This window comes from Cupriavidus basilensis (assembly GCF_008801925.2).
GTDB classification, from domain to species: Bacteria; Pseudomonadota; Gammaproteobacteria; order Burkholderiales; family Burkholderiaceae; genus Cupriavidus; species Cupriavidus basilensis.
Window position 1 is genome coordinate 2,697,211 of sequence record NZ_CP062803.1, and the last position, 19,433, is coordinate 2,716,643.

General features: G+C 63.7%; 16 protein-coding genes and 2 tRNA genes. 5 read left to right on the forward strand and 13 right to left on the reverse strand.

Annotated features, from left to right (window positions below; translation table 11 throughout):
* Nucleotides 1–42 precede the first annotated feature (42 nt).
* From F7R26_RS12190 to F7R26_RS12200, 3 genes are all read right to left on the reverse strand, one after another.
* Nucleotides 43–930, reverse strand: a complete 888-nt coding sequence (locus tag F7R26_RS12190; protein WP_150983325.1) for an alpha/beta hydrolase — start codon at nucleotides 928–930, stop codon at nucleotides 43–45.
* A gap of 163 nt (nucleotides 931–1,093) precedes the next feature.
* A tRNA-Arg gene (locus F7R26_RS12195) sits at nucleotides 1,094–1,170 on the reverse strand.
* Nucleotides 1,171–1,310: 140 nt separating this feature from the next.
* On the reverse strand, nucleotides 1,311–2,528 hold the full coding sequence (locus F7R26_RS12200) for a GGDEF domain-containing protein (RefSeq protein WP_150983324.1): 1,218 nt from the start codon (nucleotides 2,526–2,528) through the stop codon (nucleotides 1,311–1,313).
* 397 nt (nucleotides 2,529–2,925) lie between these two features.
* On the opposite strand from F7R26_RS12200, the gene F7R26_RS12205 reads away from it, so the two are divergent.
* From F7R26_RS12205 to F7R26_RS12220, 4 genes are all read left to right on the forward strand, one after another.
* A tRNA-Pro gene (locus F7R26_RS12205) sits at nucleotides 2,926–3,002 on the forward strand.
* 757 nt (nucleotides 3,003–3,759) lie between these two features.
* Nucleotides 3,760–3,981, forward strand: coding sequence for a translation initiation factor IF-1 (gene infA / locus F7R26_RS12210; RefSeq protein WP_006157708.1), 222 nt, complete (start codon nucleotides 3,760–3,762; stop codon nucleotides 3,979–3,981).
* Between the two features lie 423 nt (nucleotides 3,982–4,404).
* Nucleotides 4,405–4,881, forward strand: a complete 477-nt coding sequence (locus F7R26_RS12215; protein ID WP_150983323.1) for a SixA phosphatase family protein — start codon at nucleotides 4,405–4,407, stop codon at nucleotides 4,879–4,881.
* A gap of 137 nt (nucleotides 4,882–5,018) precedes the next feature.
* A complete protein-coding gene (locus F7R26_RS12220) occupies nucleotides 5,019–5,873 on the forward strand; it encodes a GNAT family N-acetyltransferase (protein ID WP_082054896.1) in 855 nt (284 codons plus the stop codon).
* Nucleotides 5,874–5,957: 84 nt separating this feature from the next.
* Here the strand turns inward: F7R26_RS12220 and ppx are convergent, their stop codons facing one another.
* Nucleotides 5,958–7,490: an exopolyphosphatase gene (gene ppx / locus F7R26_RS12225; RefSeq protein WP_150983322.1), complete on the reverse strand. Its 1,533-nt coding sequence runs from the start codon at nucleotides 7,488–7,490 to the stop codon at nucleotides 5,958–5,960.
* Between the two features lie 145 nt (nucleotides 7,491–7,635).
* Here ppx and ppk1 point away from each other — a divergent pair, with 145 nt between their 5' ends.
* The gene (gene ppk1, locus F7R26_RS12230) at nucleotides 7,636–9,759 is read left to right on the forward strand and encodes a polyphosphate kinase 1 (protein WP_150983321.1); all 2,124 of its coding nucleotides are present in this window, start codon (nucleotides 7,636–7,638) and stop codon (nucleotides 9,757–9,759) included.
* Between the two features lie 75 nt (nucleotides 9,760–9,834).
* On the opposite strand, the gene phoR is transcribed toward ppk1, so the two are convergent.
* From phoR to folP, 9 genes are all read right to left on the reverse strand, one after another.
* Complete coding sequence (phoR, locus tag F7R26_RS12235) at nucleotides 9,835–11,178, reverse strand: phosphate regulon sensor histidine kinase PhoR (RefSeq protein ID WP_150983320.1); 1,344 nt, start codon at nucleotides 11,176–11,178, stop codon at nucleotides 9,835–9,837.
* A 115-nt stretch (nucleotides 11,179–11,293) separates the two neighbouring features.
* A complete protein-coding gene (gene phoB / locus F7R26_RS12240; protein WP_043347578.1) occupies nucleotides 11,294–12,001 on the reverse strand; it encodes a phosphate regulon transcriptional regulator PhoB in 708 nt (235 codons plus the stop codon).
* Between the two features lie 23 nt (nucleotides 12,002–12,024).
* Entirely contained in the window at nucleotides 12,025–12,729 is a 705-nt protein-coding gene (gene phoU, locus F7R26_RS12245) for a phosphate signaling complex protein PhoU (protein ID WP_150983319.1), read from the reverse strand.
* 55 nt (nucleotides 12,730–12,784) lie between these two features.
* Nucleotides 12,785–13,573, reverse strand: coding sequence for a phosphate ABC transporter ATP-binding protein PstB (pstB, locus tag F7R26_RS12250; RefSeq protein ID WP_043347586.1), 789 nt, complete (start codon nucleotides 13,571–13,573; stop codon nucleotides 12,785–12,787).
* 53 nt (nucleotides 13,574–13,626) lie between these two features.
* Complete coding sequence (gene pstA / locus F7R26_RS12255; protein WP_370565407.1) at nucleotides 13,627–14,514, reverse strand: phosphate ABC transporter permease PstA; 888 nt, start codon at nucleotides 14,512–14,514, stop codon at nucleotides 13,627–13,629.
* Between the two features lie 11 nt (nucleotides 14,515–14,525).
* Complete coding sequence (gene pstC, locus F7R26_RS12260; RefSeq protein WP_043347594.1) at nucleotides 14,526–15,491, reverse strand: phosphate ABC transporter permease PstC; 966 nt, start codon at nucleotides 15,489–15,491, stop codon at nucleotides 14,526–14,528.
* 259 nt (nucleotides 15,492–15,750) lie between these two features.
* Nucleotides 15,751–16,785 carry a phosphate ABC transporter substrate-binding protein PstS gene (pstS, locus tag F7R26_RS12265; RefSeq protein ID WP_150983317.1) on the reverse strand — a complete coding sequence of 345 codons (1,035 nt, stop codon included), beginning with the start codon at nucleotides 16,783–16,785 and terminating at the stop codon, nucleotides 15,751–15,753.
* Nucleotides 16,786–17,069: 284 nt separating this feature from the next.
* Nucleotides 17,070–18,416 (reverse strand): phosphoglucosamine mutase, encoded by a 1,347-nt coding sequence (gene glmM / locus F7R26_RS12270; protein WP_150983316.1) that lies wholly within the window; start codon nucleotides 18,414–18,416, stop codon nucleotides 17,070–17,072.
* An 88-nt stretch (nucleotides 18,417–18,504) separates the two neighbouring features.
* The gene (gene folP, locus F7R26_RS12275; RefSeq protein WP_241754533.1) at nucleotides 18,505–19,302 is read right to left on the reverse strand and encodes a dihydropteroate synthase; all 798 of its coding nucleotides are present in this window, start codon (nucleotides 19,300–19,302) and stop codon (nucleotides 18,505–18,507) included.
* Nucleotides 19,303–19,433 lie beyond the last annotated feature (131 nt).

The following is a 19,433-nucleotide window of genomic DNA, read 5'->3' on the forward strand; positions in this document are numbered from 1 at the left end:
CCCCTTTTTCGTGCCTACCCGACGGCACAGCGTGCGCGCGGCCTATTCGGCACCCTCCCCGGCCAGGCGGCCCGAGCGCAGATAGGCGACGATAGGCGCCCAGAACGCGTCCTGCCGCTCCGGCTGGATCGCCGCATCGTGCGGCAGCGCCGACAGCGCCACCAGCCGGCTGGGGCCACCGGCAGCGCGCTCCAGCCGCTCGGCATGCGCGAAGGGAATCACCTCGTCCGCGCGGCTATGCACAAGCAGCAGCGGCAGCATCGATTTTCGCAATTGATCCTCGTTGTCCCACGGCTCCGGAAGCAGCCTGGCTATCCACGCCGGCACCCGCCCGGTCACCACCGCCGCCTCGCGTGCGGACGTGAAGCCTGCGGCAATCACCAGGCCTGCGGGCGCCGGGCGCAAAGCGGAGATCACATCCAGCAGCACCCCGGAACCCAGCGAAAAGCCCATCACATAGCGCCGGCTGGCTCGCGGCGTCATGGCGAGGAACTGCCCATACGCGGCCAGGCCATCCTCATGCAGATTGACCACGCCGGGCTTGCCGCCGCTAGCGCCATAGCCGCTGTAATCGAACACGCAGGACGAAATCCCGTCGCGGTAGAGCAGTGCCTGCGCGCTGGCCCAGTCGGATAAGTTTTCCTCGTCGCCGTGGTAGATCAGCACGGCGGGCGCGTCACCGCCCTGCGCCAGGACGCAAGAGGCGCGCAGCATGCGCGCGCCGCTGGCAAACGCAAACTGGCGCGATGCGACGCCCAGGCGATCCGGCGTCATCGCGTCGGCCGCACCGGCCGGCTTGGGCTCGAACGCGTCCTCCTCGACCGCCAGGAACAAGGCATGGCGGGCAATGGCGGCCAACATCAGCAGGCACGCGCCGCCGGCCAGCCAGTAACGGAGCTTCCTGCCAGCACCTGTGTTGAACTTCGCCATGGGAATCGCCTCGGGAAAGGCACCGCGCCAGAAAACGCCACGGCAGCCCCGAAATCTTAGACCGGACTGGCCGCCATTGGCAGCGCCTCGCCTGAGTTCGCGATGCGATGGCGCCTCTGGGCGATGGAGGATGCCGGGGAACGCTGGGGAACGCGGGAGAAAATGGTCCGCCCTACACGATTCGAACGTGTGACCGCTCGCTTAGAAGGCGAGTGCTCTATCCAACTGAGCTAAGGGCGGACAGGAGGAACTACTGAAATGCAGAGGACTTGGCATGCTGCGAAACGTGCTGCCGGGCGCTTAGCATGCGAAGCCCAGTATTCTACCTCAGCCCTGCGGCCGATCCTACCGTGTTGTCATGCGCTCTGGCACAGCCGGGCTCAGGATGCCTGCGAAACCCGCATTCGCGGCGTCGTGGCCATGCCGGCAAGCCGCTCAATGGGCTGCGTGGACACACAGTTGCGCCCCATGGTCTTGGCATCGTAGAGGGCATTGTCGGCGCGGCGCATGAGCGTATCCGCCCCCTCCCCCGGCAGCCGCTCCGCCATGCCGATGCTTACCGTGTAGGAAATCGCATCCGGCTCGGACGGGCACGGCGTGGTGCGCACCAGCGCACTCAAGCGCAGGCTGATCGCCCGGCCCTGGTCCAGCGCGGTGCCGGGCATCACGATGCCAAACTCCTCCCCACCCAGCCGGCCGACGAAATCGTCCGCGCGCACCGACTTGCGCAGCAGGCCGCTGAAGTGGCGCAGCACGCTGTCGCCGGCCAGATGGCCGTAGAGATCGTTGATAGCCTTGAAATGATCCAGGTCGATGAACGCCACGGTCAGCGGGCGTTGCTGGCGGTCCGCTTGCTTGCAGGCCTCTTCCAGCGCCTCCCAGTAAGGCCCGCGCGACAGGACGTCGGTCAGGTCGTCATAGCTGGCGCGGCGCTCCAGACGTCGGCGCAGGCTATCGTGGGCAAGCAGCGCGAAGCTCACGGCCAGGCTGACAATGCCAAAGGCGTGCAGGACGGCAAAGGTTTCCCGGGGCGGGCGCTTTGCAAGCCAGGCAAGGCCAGCCGGTAGCAGCTTGAGGTCGATGGCTTGATAGAGGCCCATGGTCGCGCAAGCGAGCGCGATCAGCCCGAGCGATAGCGCCGCCAGGCGGCCGGTGCCGCGCTTGGCGCGCACTTGCGGCGCCACCACGCGCAGCAGCGACAGCGGAAGATAGGTATTGGCCAGGATAAAGACGAGCGCCGGCTCTGCCGGCGACACGCCCGTCCAATCGAAGTAGGCGGCGTTGGCCAGCACGGCAAGGTTCAGCAAAGTGAGCGCAACCGCGCCCCCGCGCTTGCCGAAAAAACGGCGTGTGCCATAGACCATCAAGGACAAAGCCGCCGTCATGAGCAGATCCACCAGATTGAGCGAAAGCCATTCCGGCAGATAGTCCTGCGCAGCGAGCAAGACGGTGGCTGCGGTGACCAGCAACGCGCCGGCCACCCAAGAATTCAAACCGGCGCGGCCCATGCCGGGTGTGCGCTGCAAGACTGCGAACACCACCGCCATCTGCAACCCGAATAGGCCCGCGACCAGCACACTAACCTGCGACTGAAACATGATTTTCCCGTCCAACTTGGCAGGCAGCGTTCCGTCACGCCACCATGCGCCCCGGGACCCGCGCGGACCCGAGGTTTTCGCCATACTTTCTTTTTAAGCTTCTGACCGTCTTCATGCGCCCCGGCGGACAGGGGCTGGGCCTCGCGATCGTGGCGAGGGCACTCTTATTCTCATGTTCGGCGCCAGTCCCGCTAGCGGCACGGATTGCCTGTGCGCCTGACCGGGCGCGGTGCCTGGCCGCTGCGGTGTGCGGATTATGTCAGCGCTTGCGACCAAGTCAAGCGAACCTTTTATCCACCAAATCCTACGGTGCCCCCACATCGGCCGGCGCCTCGCTTGGCCGATGCAAAAGTAAAATTTGACCCCGGCCCCGGGCCCGGGCTACAATCCACAGCTTCGGGGCGTAGCGCAGCCTGGTAGCGCATCTGATTTGGGATCAGAGGGTCGCATGTTCGAATCATGTCGCCCCGACCAGTATTTAGCAATAAGATCAAAGGCTTAGACCGTAAGGTCTAAGCCTTTTTTTGTCGCCTGATTTTGTCCGGGCGCAGTACCAGCCACTGCGCCGGCCACCACGGCCACCCACTTCACTGCACCGCAGCACCCAATGGCAATGCCATGAATATGGGATCCCCTGCGCGTTTGAAACACAGACACTGGCAGCGGGCGGGTCCGCGAACCGCCCGCACCACTTTTAAGCCCGCAACCCACCCGGCGGCGGGCTTTTTCTCTTGTTTTCGCGGCCATATCCGGGTAAGGCGACCACGCGCACGCCACGCCTGAACTGCACACCCATGATATAATCGCGCGTTAGCCCGGGGTTTATGCAGCATGCCCTGTAACCGGGCGCCCTTGCCGAAAAATGCAGCCATCACACTGCAGCGCAGTATCCAGCGCAGTTCGGCAAGCCACCGGGAACATCTTGCCCGCTTCATTGCCCCCGCGCCTATCACGGTAGCACGGCCGCATTAGCTTGGGCCGCAACCGGCAAGGCAATCTGCCGGGCACTGACGCGCCCCCCGGCGATTCCCTAACGTGGACTTTTTTGCACGCGCTTTTTTGCCGTGCCGGTCCGGGTCAGCTTGCCTCCCGCAACTTCAAGGCGCAACCAAGCAAGCCGGCGCTTGTCACTGCTGGCACCCGGACCTCGCGAGCATGCAGGCATGCCGGCGCTCGCCTCACCGGATTTACCTAAATTCATGCAGCTCAAGGCTGCCGTAAAGGAAGAAGATTGGCTAAGGAAGAACTTATCGAATTTGGCGGTGTTGTCTCGGAAGCCCTGCCGGACAATCGTTACCGCGTGACGCTGGAAAACGGCGTGGAAATCTGGGCCTATGCCTCGGGCAAGATGCAGAAGCACCGCATCCGCATTCTGGCTGGTGACCGCGTGACGCTGGAAATGTCGCCCTACGATCTGACCAAGGGCCGCATCAACTTCCGCCACAAAGTCTGATCTTCTTCCACACTCGCCCTCCCCCGGCGAGCGTTGCGCCAGACCGCATTCCAGGGCACCGCATCGCGGCGGTCCCGCCCTGGGAAACATCTGGCCATTGCTACCTGCACGCATCGTGCATTGGCGGCTCCACTGGAACAATCATGATGGCTATTCCATCCTGATCCATCCTGATGCCTCAGGCCGGGAGCGCTGGTCGATGCCGGTGGCTTGTCGGCCATTGCCCCCTATCGTTTCATCCCAGGCTGCGGCAGCTTCCGCCATGCATGGCTCGCCACGTGCGTGTCATTTGGCAGTGCCATGCTGCGTTCCCGCCCGGTGTTTGCCCGTCTTGCACGCACCTGCGCGCGTGGCCATACTCGCACTATCCATTTCCCGATTTCCCTCTCCCCTTTTCCCCTTTAGCTTGAGCACACCGCTCTCATGAACCTGATCCTGTGGCGTCATGCCGAAGCCGAAGAGTTGTCTGGCGCGCTTGGCTTTTCCCGCAATGCCGACCTGCAACGACCCCTGACCAAACGCGGGCATAAGCAGGCGGATGCCTCCGCCGCATGGCTGCGCAGCCATCTGCCTCCCGGTACGCGGGTGGTCTGCAGCCCGGCCCTGCGCACGCGCGAAACCGCCGCCGCCCTGCGCGAGAATGCAGAGGTGCTGCCCGAGCTTGCGCCGGGTGCCGATGTCAGCGCGGTGCTGGCCGCGATCGACTGGCCCCAGGGCGCCGAGCACACCGTGCTGGTCGGGCACCAGCCTTGGCTTGGCCAACTCGCCAGCCTGCTGCTGGCGGGCTCGGAGATGAACTGGAGCGTGCGCAAGAGCGGCATCTGGTGGCTGTCGGGGCGCACGCGCGAAAGTGAGTCGCAGGTCGTGTTGCGCGCTGTCATCAATCCGGAATTTCTCTAGCATTTTCTGGCACCCCGCAACGGTGCGGCCCGGCCTTTCGGGCCGCCGTCACTGAACCGTCACGACCGCTTCACGGCACTGTCACTTGCCCTCTCTACATTCGACCGCAACAGTTTCGTCACCGAAAGGACATACTGATGCGAGAGCTCCCGACGCCCACCCAGCCGTTGTTCGATTCCCTGCCCAGTGGCCTGTCAGGCCATTCGGCGCGGAGGCGTCTTCATCGCCAGCAACCTGCACAAGCACATGAACAAGCGCATGACCAGCCTGCTTTCAGCGTGGCGTGGGCGCGCCACCAGGATGAAGTAGAAGAAGCGCAGCGCCTGCGCTACAAGGTCTTCGCCGAAGAAATGGGTGCAAGGCTGAACCCGTCGAGGCCTGAACTCGACGTGGATATGTTCGACGCTTATTGCGACCACCTGATTGTTCGCGATACGGCCACGCTCAAGGTGGTTGGCACCTACCGCGTTATGGCGCCCCACCAGGCCAAGCGCATCGGCTGCCTCTATGCCGAGTCGGAATTCGACTTGGTGCGCCTGGCTCACCTGAAGCCCAAGATGGTGGAACTGGGCCGCTCGTGCGTGCACCGCGACTACCGCTCGGGCAGCGTGATCATGGCGCTGTGGGGTGGCCTGGGCGAGTACCTGCAGCGCTGGGGCATCGAGTCGATGCTGGGATGCGCGAGCGTGCCGATGAGCGATGGCGGCCACTATGCAGCCAGCCTGTACCGGGTCTTCGCCGAGCGCGCCCTGGCGCCGATCGAATATCACGCGTTCCCGCGCCTGCCTCTGCCGATCGACGAGCTCAATCAGACGCTGGACGTAGAGCCGCCGGCGCTGATCAAGGGTTACCTGCGGCTAGGCGCGCGAATTTGCGGCATGCCGGCGTGGGATCCCGACTTCAACGTGGCGGACTTTCTCACGCTGCTGCGCGTAAACGACATGAACCCCCGCTATGCGCGCCACTTCCTTGGCCTGAACCGCGACGCCTGAGCCTGTGCGGGCGCTTGCCGCCCGCATTGGCCTGGGCCTGCCGATCGAAACGGGGGCCGCCGTCTGGCCGCCCCTGCGCTTTGCTTAGGCGTACACCACCTTGTAGCGCTTGCCGATCCGCTCCCACTCGTCGGCTTCTTGCGCCAGGCTGTATTCGACCAGTGGGTTGGCCTCGATCCAGGCCTTGGGCAAGCGCACCTCGAAACCTTCGTCCAGCCCATCCGAACGCTGGCCCACGGTGATCTCGGGCAGCGGCTCGTCGGCACGGCGCCGGCACAGCACGAACGCCAGGCGCAGGCTGAAGAGCATCCGCCAGTCGAGGAACTTGCCGCTGCCGGAAAGCTTGCCTAGCTTGCCGGCATGCCCGAGCAGCAGCGTTGCCAGCCGCGCCTGGTCGGTCTTCGAGAAGCCCGGCATGTCGGCGTGCGTAGCAATGTACGCCGAGTGCTTGTGGTAGCCGCTATGCGAGATGGTCATGCCGATCTCATGCAGCCCGCCAGCCCAGCCCAGCAGTGCCAGGTTGTCGTCGCGGCGCTCATTGCGCGGCTCGGGAAACTGCGCCAGCAAACCCAGTGCCGCCTGGCGCACGCGCTGGGCTTGCGCGCGGTCGACGCCATAGCGGCGCATGAACTGATCCACGGTGATGGTACGCATGTCCTCGTGGTGCGTGCGGCCCAGCAGGTCGTAAAGCACACCCAGGCGCAGCGCACCGTCGGTGACGTCCATGCGATCGATGTCGAGCTCGGCGAACACGCCGAGCATGATCGACAGGCCACCTGGCAGCACGGGAATGCGGTCCGCCTTCAGGCCCACCAGCTTGACCCGGTTGGCATTCTCCGCCTTGACCAGCGCGCGCTTGAGGCGCTCCAGCCCTTCGCGGGTGATGCCATGCTCGGCCGGGTTGTCGTTCATGCCATTGAGCTCGATCAGTTCGGCCAGCGCCCGCGCCGTACCGGACGAACCCACCGCCTGCTGCCAGCCGGCCGCCCGGTACTGGCGCACGAGCACCTGGATCTCCCTGCGCGCGGCCAGTTCCGCCTGCTTCATCGCGTAGTCATCGACGTTCCCGCTGGGGAAGAACTGGCGGCTGTGCGAGACGCAGCCGATATAGAGGCTCTCCATCAGCTTTGACGTGTAGCCGCTGCCGATGATGAACTCGGTCGAGCCGCCACCGATATCAACCACCAGCCGGTTGCCCGCGCAGGCCGGCGCATCGTGCGAGGCGCCCAGGTAGATCAACCGCGCTTCTTCGCGCCCGGCAATCACTTCAATCGGGAATCCAAGCGCGTGCTCGGCCTCGATCAGGAATTCCGACGCGTTCTTGGCTACCCGCAGCGTATTGGTTGCCACCGCGCGCACCTGGTCAGGGGAAAAATCGCGCAGTCGGTCGCCGAAACGCCGCAAGGCGTCGATGCCACGCCGGCGGGCGGGCTGGTCCAGGTACTTGTCCGGCGTCAGGCCCGCGGCAAGGCGCACCGGCTCGCGCAGCGCATCGACCTGGAATAGCTGGCTGGCCGGCCCGGATGCGGTCAGGCTCTCATCCACCCGCCCGATCATCAGGCGGAAGCTGTTTGAGCCCATGTCGACGGCGGCCAGCAAGCGAGGGGTTTGGTTCATCGCGGTAGGGGAATGTGGGTAAAAGCCGCAAGCCGCGGCATAAATAACGATGTCGGGCAGTCAGGTTTGCCCAACCGTAGAAAATATGTCTTTATCATGTCTGCATCGTGACAAAATCACATTGTCATCAATTTGACATGATTCTATGAAAAAGTCGCCGCATTACCAAAAGAAGGTCATGCCTATGTCGACAAGCCCACCCGGCACGCTGCTCAACCGCGAAATGGGCATTCTGGAATTCAATACGAGAGTCATGGCACAGGCGGCTGACGCCAACGTGCCGCTGCTCGAACGTCTGAAATTCATCTGTATTGTTTCAAGTAATCTGGACGAGTTCTTCGAGATCCGCATGGCCGGCTTGAAGGAGCAGATGCGCGACAATCCTTCCGGCATCACGCCCGACGGCCTTTCCTTGCAGCAGGCATACCAGATTGTCACGGAGCGCGTGCAAAAGCTGGTGGCCATGCAGTATGACATGCTGCAAAACGTGATTTTCCCCCTGTTGGAGAAAGAAGGGGTGTTCTTTCACCTCGCCTCCACCTGGAACGAGGCGCAGCGCGAATGGGCGCGCAGCTTCTTCACGCGCGAACTCGGCCCGGTCCTGACGCCGATCGCGCTGGACCCGGCCCACCCCTTCCCGCGGGTGCTCAACAAGAGCCTGAATTTCGTCATTGAATTGTCGGGCAAGGATGCCTTTGGCCGGGAGGCCGACCTGGCCATCGTGCAGGCGCCCCGCGCGCTGCCGCGCGTAGTCAGGATGCCCGAGGAACTCTCGGGCTATCCCTACGGATTTGTGCTGCTGTCGTCCTTCATGCAAGCCTTCGTGCATGAGCTGTTCCCCGCTATCAAGGTCAACGGCTGCTATCAGTTCCGCGTCACCCGCAACTCTGACCTGTTCGTGTCGGAGGACGATATCACGGACCTGCGCGAGGCACTGCAAGGCGAGCTGCCGACCCGCCACTTCGGCGACACCGTGCGCCTGGAAATCTCGTCCGACACCCCGCCGGCCATGGCGCGCCGCCTGCTGCTCGAATCCGGCCTGGGCGAGCAGGACGTGTACCGCGTGAGCGGCCCGGTCAACCTGGTGCGGCTGATGCAGATCCCCGACCTGGTCGACCGCCCTGCCCTCAAGTACCCGCCGCACGTGCCGGCGCCGGTCAAGGTGTTTGCGCCCGGCGCTTCGATGTTCGACGCGATCCGCCAGCAGGACGTGCTGCTGCACCATCCCTACGAGAGCTTCAGCTCCGTGCTTGACCTGCTGCAGCAGGCCGCTGTCGACCCTGCCGTGGTAGCCATCAAGCAGACCGTCTACCGCACCGGCAACGAGTCGCCGGTGATGGAGGCGCTGATGACCGCGGCGCGCAATGGCAAGGAAGTCACGGTGGTGGTGGAACTGCTGGCGCGCTTTGACGAGGAAACCAACATCAACTGGGCCGAGCGGCTCGAATCCGCCGGCGCGCATGTGGTCTACGGTGTGGTTGGCCACAAGTGCCATGCCAAGATGCTGCTGATGGTGCGCCGCGAACTGGAAGGTGCCAAGAGCAAGCAGTTCAAGCTGCGCCGCTACGCGCACCTGGGCACCGGGAACTATCATCCGCGCACCGCGCGCCTTTACACCGATTTCGGCCTGCTCACCGCCAACGAGAAGATCTGCGAGGACGTCCAGCACGTGTTCCAGCTGCTAACGGGCACTGCGGGCACCATCCGCCTGAATCACCTGTGGCAGTCGCCGTTCACCATGCAGAGCAATCTGGTGGAGCATATCCGAGCGGAGGCCCGCAACGCCCGCGCCGGCAAGCCCGCGCGCATCATGGCCAAGATGAATGCGCTGCTGGAACCATCCATCATCGACGAGCTTTACAAGGCATCACGCGCCGGTGTGAAGATCGACCTGATCATCCGTGGGGTGTGCGCGCTGCGCCCAGGGGTGCCCGGGCTGTCGGAGCACATCACAGTGCGCTCCATCGTCGGGCGCTTTCTCGAGCATCACCGAGTCTATTACTTCCTGGCCGGCGGCACGGAGGTGGTCTACCTGTCCAGCGCGGACTGGATGGACCGCAACCTGTTCCGTCGCGTCGAGGTGGCATTCCCGGTGCTGAACAAGGTACTGAAGGCGCGGGTCATCAAGGAGAGCCTGCGGGTGCATCTGCAAGACAATGCCTCCGCATGGCTCATGCAGCCCGACGGCAGCTACATCCGCAAGCACACCAAGTCCAAGCAGCCGCACGTCAGCCAGAACGACCTGCTGGCCCTGTTCGGTAGCGCCTGAGGGTGAGGAGGTCGGCACGGCGCGCCTCGCGTGCGCCGTGCCATGCACGACGCGGCGAGCAGGCGCTGCCGCTGCTCAGGCCGCCTTCTGCGGCGACTGTCCCGGCCGCGGCAAGGCGCTAGGCATATAGCCGCTGCGATCGACCGGGAAGACCACGCGGAACACGCTGCCGCGCCCCACTTCGCTGGTGATGCGCAGGTCGGCATGGTGGCGCGACAGCACATGCTTGACAATGGCGAGCCCGAGGCCGGTCCCACCGGTGTCGCGCGAACGGCTGCGGTCGACCCGGTAGAAACGCTCGGTGAGGCGCGGGATATGGTCGGCGGCAATGCCCAGGCCCGTATCGGTGACCGAAAAGATGGCGTGCTCGTTCTCGTAGTTCAGCGCGATGCTGATGCGCCCGCCTTCCGGCGTATAGCGCACCGCATTGGAAACCAGATTGCCGAAGGCCGACAGCAGTTCACGCTCCGCACCCCGGATCGTGACGGCCGGATCGATCTGCGCGGAGATCTGGTGCTCGCCCTGGGACAGCGCCTCGGCGTCGTGCACGAGGTGCGCAACCAGCTCGGCCAGGTCGATCCGGTCCTGGCTCGGCGGCTGCTCGTCGCTTTCCAGCTTGGCCAGCACCAGCAAGTCCTCGACCAGGTGCTGCATGCGCATGGACTGCACCAGCATCATGTCGAGGTAGCGGTTGCGATCCTGCTCCGACACCGGCAGGTCGCGCACCGTTTCCAGGAAGCCGGTCAGCACCGTCAGTGGTGTCTTCAGTTCGTGGGAGACGTTGGCGACGAAATCCCTGCGCATCGCCTCGGTGTTCTCCACCTTGGTGATGTCGTGTGTCAGCACCAGCTTGCGGCTTTCGCCGTAAGGCAGGATCTGCACAGCGATCACGCTGCGCTTGTGCTCGCCCATGTCGCGCATCACCAGCGGCTCATCGAAACGCTGCAAGTGCAGGTACTGGACGAATTCCGGCCGGCGGATCAGGTGGGTGATGCGCTGGCGCACGTCGCGCCGCGCATTGAGCCCAAAATGCTGCTCGGCCACATCGTTGCACCATTCGATCTGGTCGGCATCATCCAGCATCAGAACGCCATTGGGCGACGCCTGGATAGCCTGGATAAAACGGGTATGTTGCTGCTCGACCTGCAACACCTGGGTGCGCCAGCGCTTGACCAGGCGATGCAGGCGGTAATACACCTCGCCCCATAGCCCCAGCGCGCTGGGAATCTCGCCATAGGCTGGCGCATCCAGCACTTTCCAGAGCCGGTTGATCTGGTAGATGTAGTAGAGCAGATGCCCCAGCAACCCGACGCACAGCACGGCCAGCGCGGGTACGGGGCCAAGCAAGAAGTACAGCCCCGCCGAAGCCAGGGCCAGGAAAATCAGGATGGCCGCCGAACGGGCCCAGATGACGTTCATGAAGAAGTGAGAAGGTCAGGCAGGCGGCAAGACCGCATGGAATGCGGTGGAGTGTGCCATGAAACGGGCAAACTGTAACAGGCGCCACGCCGGAAGCGACGTGGCAAGCCTGCGATCAGTGGCTCGGCGCGCGAGCCAGGCGGTAGCCGCTGCCGCGCACCGTCTCGATCATGTTGCTGTAGCCGCCGGGGGTCAGCGCGGCGCGCAGGCGCTTGATGTGCACGTCGACGGTCCGCTCTTCCACGAACACGTGATCGCCCCAGACCTGGTCCAGCAACTGCGAACGGCTGTGAACGCGCTCCGGATGCGTCATCAAGAAGTGCAGCAGACGGAACTCGGTAGGACCCAGGTCCAGCTTGATCAGGCCAGATTCATCCTGGCCGGTGACCCGATGCGTGGCCGGGTCAAGGCGCAGGCCATTGATGGCAACGACGTCATCGGTCAGTTGCGGGGCGCGGCGGCGCAGCACGGCCTTGATGCGGGCCAGCAGTTCCTTGGGCGAGAACGGCTTTGTGACGTAGTCGTCCGCGCCGGCCTCGAGCCCCAGCACCTTGTCCTGCTCCTCGCTGCGCGCGGTAAGCATGATGATCGGAATCTGCTTGGTGCGGTCGTTATTGCGCAGTTCCTTGGCGAAGGTCGCTCCCGACTTGCCCGGGAGCATCCAGTCGAGCAGCACCAGGTCGGGCAGCACGTCGCTCATCAGCGACAGCGCCTGCTCGGCGTTATAGGCCCGGATCGGATAATGTCCCGCGTGTTGCAGGTTGACCGCAATCAGTTCGGCAATCGCGGGTTCGTCTTCGACAACAAGAATGCTGCTTGGCATGTAATTTTCTCCGCGGTGGCGCCTTAACTCAGCGCTTCGCGCTCCATGTCCTCACGCGAGGCGTGGCGGACGTCGGTTCCCTTGACGATGTAGATGATGAATTCAGCGATGTTCTTGGCGTGGTCGCCAATGCGCTCGATCGCCTTGGCGATAAAGAGGAAATCCAGCGCGACCGAGATCGTGCGCGGATCTTCCATCATGTAGGTGATGAGCTTGCGCACGAACCCACGGAATTCGTCGTCGATGGCCTTGTCATCCTTGACGATCCGGGCGGCAGCCACGGTGTCCAGGCGCGCAAAGGCGTCGAGCGCCTGGCGCAGCAGCGCGATGGCCAGATCGCCCGAGAGCTTCACCTCGGAGTAATTGATCTGGTGGGCGCCCGCGTCTTCCATGATGTGCTTGGTGCGCTTGGCGATTTTCTCCGCCTCGTCGCCGGCGCGCTCCAGGTTGGTGATGGTCTTGGAAATCGCCATCACCAGGCGCAGGTCGCGCGCGGTCGGCTGCCGGCGCGCGATGATGTTGCCGCAATCGGCATCGATCTCGAGTTCCAGGGCATTGAGGTGCTGCTCGCGCGCGATGACCTGGTCGGCCAGGCCCGCGTCGAACTCAGAAAGCGCCCGCATGGCGTTTTCGATCTGCGACTCGACCAGACCGCCCATCTGCAGCAATTTCGTGCTGATGGCGTTGAGGTCGGCGTCGAATTGGGTCGACAGATGCTTGTCAGACATGTTGTTCTCCTAGCCGCTCTATTCGTATGCTATGCGTTATGTGCGCAACGCTCAATCAGCCGAAACGGCCGGTGATGTAGTCTTCGGTTTCCTTGCGATGCGGCTTGATGAAGATCTTCTCGGTCTCGCCGAACTCGATCAGTTCACCCAGGTACATATACGCGGTGTAGTCCGAGCAGCGCGCGGCTTGCTGCATGTTGTGCGTCACGATCACCACCGTGTACTCGTCCTTCAGTTCCGCGATCAGTTCTTCGATGCGGCCGGTCGAGATCGGGTCAAGTGCGGAGCACGGTTCATCCAGCAACAACACTTCGGGGCGGATGGCGATGCCGCGCGCGATGCACAGGCGCTGCTGCTGGCCGCCGGACAGGCCGTAGCCCGACTGGTTGAGCTTGTCCTTGGCTTCGTTCCACAGCGCCGCCTTGGACAGCGCCCATTCCACGCGGTCGTCCATCTCGGAGCGAGACAGCTTCTCGAACAGACGCACCCCAAAGGCGATATTGTCATAGATCGACATGGGGAACGGCGTGGGCTTCTGGAACACCATGCCAACCTTGGCACGCAGCAAAGCGATGTCCTTCTTGGCGGTCAGCAGGTTCTCGCCATCCATGTTGATCTCGCCCTCGGCACGCTGCTCCGGATAGAGCGCGTACATCTTGTTGAAGGTGCGCAACAGCGTCGACTTGCCGCAACCGGACGGACCAATGAAGGCCGTTACCTTGCGCTCGGGAATCGACATGTTGACGTTCTTCAGCGCATGGAACTGGCCGTAGTAGAAGTTCAGGTTGCGCACGTCGATCTTGGCGCGGGTCGTGTCGGGAATGTCGATGACGGTCGAGGTCATGCTCGTCTCTCGCAAAGTATTTGGGGTAGGCCGTGCGGCTATCGCGCTGCCGGTCATTTCTTGAACAGCATGCGTGCCAGGATATTGAGCGCCAGCACACCAACGGTAATCAGGAACACGCCGGCCCAGGCCAGTTGCTGCCATTCGACGAACGGGCTCATGGCGAAGCGGAAGATGGTCACCGGCAGGTTCGCCATCGGCTTGTTCAGGTCGCTGGTCCAGAACTGGTTGGACAAGGCCGTGAACAGCAGCGGCGCGGTCTCGCCTGCGATACGCGCAACCGCCAGCAGCACGCCGGTGACGATGCCTGCATACGACGACTTCACCGTGATCGACAGCACCATCTTCCACTTGGGCGTGCCGAGCGCGAAGGCGGCCTCGCGCAGCGCATTGGGGACCAGGTTCAGCATGTTCTCGGTGGTGCGCACCACAATCGGAATCTGCAGCAACGCCAGCGCGCAGATGCCGGCCCAGGCGGAGAAATGGCCCATGCGGGTCACCACCAGCGCGTAGACGAACAGGCCGATCACGATCGACGGCGCCGACAGCAGGATGTCATTGATAAAGCGGATGAAACTGGCCAGCGGCGACGTCTTGCCGTACTCGGCCAGGTAGATGCCCGCCAGGATACCCAAGGGCGTTCCGCACAGCGTGGCGAGGCCCACCATCACGAAGCTGCCGTAGATCGCATTGGCCAGGCCGCCGCCGGCGGTATTCGGCGCCGGCGTCATCTGCGTGAACAGATCCATCGACAGACCGCCCACTCCCAGTGAAATGGTGGTCCACAGGATCCAGGCCAGCCAGAACAGACCGAACCCCATGGCGCCCAGCGACGCGGTCAGGGCATAGAAGTTGGTGCGGCGGCGCCGTGCCTGCAGGCGCGTGCGCGTGGCATCCGCATCCGGACTGACTGCCGGAATCGACGTAGAGGAGGAAGACATGGTGGCTTGGCTCATTTTGCACCCTCGCTCTTGGCCAGGCGGAGCAACAGGATCTTGGACAGCGCCAGGACCACGAACGTGATGAAGAACAGGATCAGGCCAAGCTCCATCAATGCGGCGGTATGCAGGCCAGCGCCGGCTTCGGCGAACTCATTGGCCAGCGCCGAGGTAATGCTGTTGCCCGGCGAGAACAGCGAGGCATTGTCCAGCAGGTTGGTATTGCCGATCACGAAGGTGACCGCCATGGTCTCGCCCAGCGCGCGGCCCAGGCCCAGCATCACGCCACCGATCACGCCGGCACGGGTGAAGGGCAGCACCACGCGCCACATCACTTCCCACGTGGTGCAGCCGATGCCATAGGCCGATTCCTTGAGCAACACCGGGGTCACTTCGAACACATCGCGCATCACGGACGCGATGTAGGGAATGATCATGATGGCCAGGATCACGCCGGCGCACAGCAGGCCGATGCCCAGGGGCGCACCCTGGAACAGCTTGCCGATCAGCGGCACCTGCCCCACGGTGGCGGCCAGCGGCTTCTGGAAGTACTCGCCGAAGATCGGCGAGAAGACCAGCAGGCCCCACATGCCGTAGACGATCGAGGGTACGGCGGCCAGCAATTCGATGGCGGTGCCGAGCGGGCGGCGCAGCCATGCCGGCGACAGCTCGGTCAGGAACAGCGCGATGCCAAAGCTGATGGGCACCGCGATGATCAGGGCGATCAGGGAGGTGACGATTGTGCCGTAGATCGGCACCAGCGCACCATAGACGTCCGCGGGTGGATCCCACTCGGCGGTCCACAGGAAGCGCAGGCCGAAGGCCTCGATGGAAGGCCAGGCGCTGATCGCGAGCGAAACGATGATGCCGCCAAGCAGCAGCAAGGTCACGATGGCGGCGCCGCGCGTCAGGCCACCAAACAGGATGTCACCGGTACGGCTAGGCGGCCGTACTGCGGATAGATCGGATGTAGTCGCCATGATGTGGTATTGGAGTTCGTTTAGTAGGCTGCTGGCTAGCCGCGCCGACCGCTCGGGCCGATCGGCTCCTTGCATTGCGTCATGCTTGCTCGCGCGGGTTGCCGCGTTTGCCGCGTTTGCCGCGTTTGCCGCGTTTGCCGCGTTTTCTGCGCTTCTTCTACTGCTTCTGCTTCTACTGCTTTGCTGTCTTCAATGCCGCCGGTCCGGCGCCCCTGGGACGCCGGACCGGCACGGCGCGGCTGCCATGGCAGCCTGCCGGTTAGTTGTACAACGCCTTGCCCGAACCGTCCTTGACGGAGCTCTTCCAGGTCGCGCGGATCTGGTTCACCACGGCGTCCGGCAGCGGTACGTAGTCAAGTTCGCTGGCCATGTTGCCGCCGCTCTTGTACGCCCAGTCGAAGAACTTCAGCACTTCGGCGCCCTGCGCTGCCTTTTCCTGGTTCTTGTGCACCAGGATGAAGGTCGCGCCGGCGATCGGCCATGCCGTCTTGCCCGGTTCGTTGGTCAGGATCTGGTAGTAGGTCTTGCTCCAGTCAGCGCCTGCTGCTGCTGCCTTGAAGCCATCGTCACCAGGCTGAACCACTGCACCTGCAGCGTTCTTCATGTTCAGGTGGGTCATCTTGTTCTGCTTGGCGTAGGCGTACTCGACGTAGCCGATGGCGCCATTCAGGCGTTGCACGAAAGCGGCCACGCCTTCGTTACCCTTGCCGCCGGTGCCACCGCCCGGCCAGTTCACCGTGGTGCCCTCGCCCACCGAACTCTTCCAGTCCGGGCTGACCTTGGACAGATAGTTGGTGAAGATGAAGGTGGTGCCCGAACCATCGGCGCGGCGCACCGGCAGGATGTCCTGGCTCGGCAGCTTGGCGTGCGGGTTCAGCGCCTTGATGGCGGGATCGTCCCACTTCTTGATCTTGCCCAGGTAGATGTTCGCCAGCACTTCGCCGGTGATGGTCAGCTCACCCGGCTTGATGCCTTGCAGGTTGATCACCGGCACCACGCCGCCGATCACCGTGGGAAACTGCACCAAGCCTTGCTTGGCCAGTTCTTCGTCCTTCAGGGGCGCGTCGGAAGCGCCAAAATCGACAGTCTTGGCGCCGATCTGCTTGATGCCGCCGGACGAGCCGATGGATTGATAGTTGACCTTGTTACCCGTTGCTTTCTGGTATGCGTCGGCCCATTTGGAATATACGGGCGCCGGGAAAGAAGCGCCAGCACCGGTAATTTCCGCCGCGAACGCAGTGCCCGCCACCACCAACGACACGATGCCTGCTACGGCAGTCTTGACCAGCTTCATATGTCCTCCAGAGACATGGTTGGGGAATGACAATTTTTTGACAACTCGAACTGTAAGCCCCGACTATGACAATTCCATGACATCACGAAATCTTCTCTAAAGTTTGCGAGGCCAGCCTCTCTCAGCACATCGATCGGCGCGCCAGCCATGTCCGTTTCGACCCATCTCCGGCCTTCCGCAAGCCCAAAAATTTTACGGTTAATTGCTTTTTTAAAGAAAAAAAGCCGGGCAGCAGCCCGGCGTCTTAGCAACAGCTAGTGACGATGAAGCAGAACCGGCGGCGCTCAGGCCCGCAAGGCGTCCGCCAGCGTCTGCGCTGCCTGCTCCGCGGTCTCGACCTTCTCGGCTTCGACCATCACCCGCACCACCGGCTCGGTCCCCGATGCGCGGATCAATACCCGGCCCCGGCCCTCGAGCTGCGGCTCGATCATGGCGCGCGCCGCGCTCAGGCCCGCGTGGGACTGCCAGTCAAAGCCCTTTTCCACGCGCACATTGATCAGCGTTTGCGGGAACAGCGAAACGCCTTCGAGCAATTGCGACAGGGTCTTGCCGCTACGGCGCAACGCGGCCAGTACCTGCAACGCGGAGACGATGCCGTCGCCGGTAGTGTGGCGGTCCAGGCAGAGCAGATGACCCGAGCCCTCGCCGCCCAGCGTCCACTTGCGCTTGTTCAGCTCTTCCAGCACATAGCGGTCGCCCACCTTGGCGCGCACGAACTCCACGCCCTGGCGCTTGAGCGCGAGTTCCACCGCCATATTGGTCATCAGCGTGCCCACCGCGCCCTCCACGGCCTGGCCCGCCTGCAGGCGGTCCTGGACGATCAGGTACAGCAGTTCATCCCCGTTGAACAGGCGTCCGTCGCGGTCCACCACCTGCAGGCGGTCCGCGTCGCCGTCGAAGGCCAGGCCGAGATCGGCGCCATTGGCCTTGACCGCTTCGATCAGTTTTTCCGGGGCCGTCGCGCCGTAGCCGGCGTTGATGTTGCGCCCGTCCGGCTGGTTGCCGATCGAGATCACGTCGGCGCCAAGCTCATGGAAGACGTGCGGAGCAATGTGATAGGCGGCGCCATGCGCGCAGTCCACCACCAGCTTCAGCTTGTGCAGGTCCTGCTCGTAGGGGAACGTGCTCTTGCAGAATTCGATGTAGCGGCCAGCGGCATCCTCGATGCGGCGCGCGCGGCCGAGATCGTCCGAGCGCACGCAGACCATCGGCTCTTCCAGCGCTTGCTCGATCGCCATTTCCACGGCGTCCGGCAGCTTGTCGCCATCGGCGGAGAAGAACTTGATGCCGTTGTCGTAGTACGGATTGTGACTGGCGGAGATGACCACGCCTGCCGACAAGCGCAGCGCACGTGTGAGATAGGCCACGCCCGGTGTCGGCAGCGGCCCGGTCAGCAGCACGTTGACGCCTGCCGAGGTAAAGCCGGCCTCCAGCGCGGCCTCCAGCATATAGCCGGAAATGCGCGTGTCCTTGCCGATCAGGACGGTCGGACGCGCCTGATCTTGCTGCTTTGCGCCATGGGCAAGCACCATGCCCGCCGCATAGCCCAGGCGCATCACGAAGTCGGGCGTGATCGGCGCCTCGCCAACCCTGCCGCGAATCCCGTCCGTGCCGAAATACTTGCGTGTCATATGGTCAATCTCCCGTTGTTCGGTGTTGCGGATGCCGAATGCTAAAGGCTAAGCGCGCAATGCTGGATGCCCGTAATCAAAACAAATGTTAACAGGCAATAGTTTCATGACGGATGGCCCACCAGACCTTGAGCGCATCCACAGTTTGTTCCACGTCGTGCACACGCACGATATACGCCCCGCGTTCCGCGGCGCATACCGCCGCTGCCAGGCTGGCGGCGATCCGCTGCTGCGGCGGCCGCCCATCCAGGATCGCGCCGAGCGTCGACTTGCGCGACAGGCCAACCAGCAAGGGCAGGCCGTCCACCGCCAGTTGCGGCAACTGGCCCAGCAACCGCAGATTATGATCCGGCGTCTTGCCAAAGCCAAAGCCCGGATCGAGCGTGATGCGGCTTTCAGCCACGCCGGCAGCGCGCAGCGCGTCCACCCGCTCGCGCAGGAAACCAGCCACCTCTTGCACCACATCCTCGTACTGGGGTTGCTCCTGCATGGTCTGCGGATCGCGCTGCATATGCATCACACAGAGTCCGGCCTGCCCCGCCTGCGCCTCGCTCACCGCCTCGACGGCGCCAGGCATGCGAAAGCCCCAGATGTCATTGATCAGGTCCGCCCCGGCAGCCAGCGCCGCGCGCATGACTTCCGGCTTGTAGGTATCGATGGAGAGCGGCCGGCCACAGTCGCGCAGCGCCTCGACCATCGGCAGTACGCGTGCCAGCTCCTCGTCCAGCGGCAATGCCGCCGACCCCGGCCGGCTGGACTCGCCGCCAATATCAATGATGTCCACGCCCTCGGCAATCATGCGCTCGGCATGGCGCAAGGCGGCATCGCGGCCAGCATGCTGGCCGCCATCGGAAAAGGAATCGGGGGTGACGTTCAGGATGCCCATCACCAGCGGACGGCGGTCGCGCGCGAAGCGGTAGCGGCCGCACTGGAAACTCGAAGCGGTTGAGATCGGCGACAAGATGCGAAAGGACAAAAGCCAGGAAAATGGAAAACCGCAGCGCGACGTACGCGCCT

Bases quoted from the DNA above. Each gene is read 5' to 3' on its own strand.
- F7R26_RS12220 (WP_082054896.1), top strand. From the start codon at position 5,019: ATGCGAGAGCTCCCGACGCCCACCCAGCCGTTGTTCGATTCCCTGCCC.
- pstA (WP_370565407.1), bottom strand. From the start codon at position 14,514: ATGTCTTCCTCCTCTACGTCGATTCCGGCAGTCAGTCCGGATGCGGAT.
- F7R26_RS12215 (WP_150983323.1), top strand. From the start codon at position 4,405: ATGAACCTGATCCTGTGGCGTCATGCCGAAGCCGAAGAGTTGTCTGGC.
- pstC (WP_043347594.1), bottom strand. From the start codon at position 15,491: ATGGCGACTACATCCGATCTATCCGCAGTACGGCCGCCTAGCCGTACC.
- ppx (WP_150983322.1), bottom strand. From the start codon at position 7,490: ATGAACCAAACCCCTCGCTTGCTGGCCGCCGTCGACATGGGCTCAAAC.
- phoB (WP_043347578.1), bottom strand. From the start codon at position 12,001: ATGCCAAGCAGCATTCTTGTTGTCGAAGACGAACCCGCGATTGCCGAA.
- pstB (WP_043347586.1), bottom strand. From the start codon at position 13,573: ATGACCTCGACCGTCATCGACATTCCCGACACGACCCGCGCCAAGATC.
- F7R26_RS12190 (WP_150983325.1), bottom strand. From the start codon at position 930: ATGGCGAAGTTCAACACAGGTGCTGGCAGGAAGCTCCGTTACTGGCTG.
- pstS (WP_150983317.1), bottom strand. From the start codon at position 16,785: ATGAAGCTGGTCAAGACTGCCGTAGCAGGCATCGTGTCGTTGGTGGTG.
- phoU (WP_150983319.1), bottom strand. From the start codon at position 12,729: ATGTCTGACAAGCATCTGTCGACCCAATTCGACGCCGACCTCAACGCC.
- phoR (WP_150983320.1), bottom strand. From the start codon at position 11,178: ATGAACGTCATCTGGGCCCGTTCGGCGGCCATCCTGATTTTCCTGGCC.
- ppk1 (WP_150983321.1), top strand. From the start codon at position 7,636: ATGAAAAAGTCGCCGCATTACCAAAAGAAGGTCATGCCTATGTCGACA.
- folP (WP_241754533.1), bottom strand. From the start codon at position 19,302: ATGGGCATCCTGAACGTCACCCCCGATTCCTTTTCCGATGGCGGCCAG.
- glmM (WP_150983316.1), bottom strand. From the start codon at position 18,416: ATGACACGCAAGTATTTCGGCACGGACGGGATTCGCGGCAGGGTTGGC.
- F7R26_RS12200 (WP_150983324.1), bottom strand. From the start codon at position 2,528: ATGTTTCAGTCGCAGGTTAGTGTGCTGGTCGCGGGCCTATTCGGGTTG.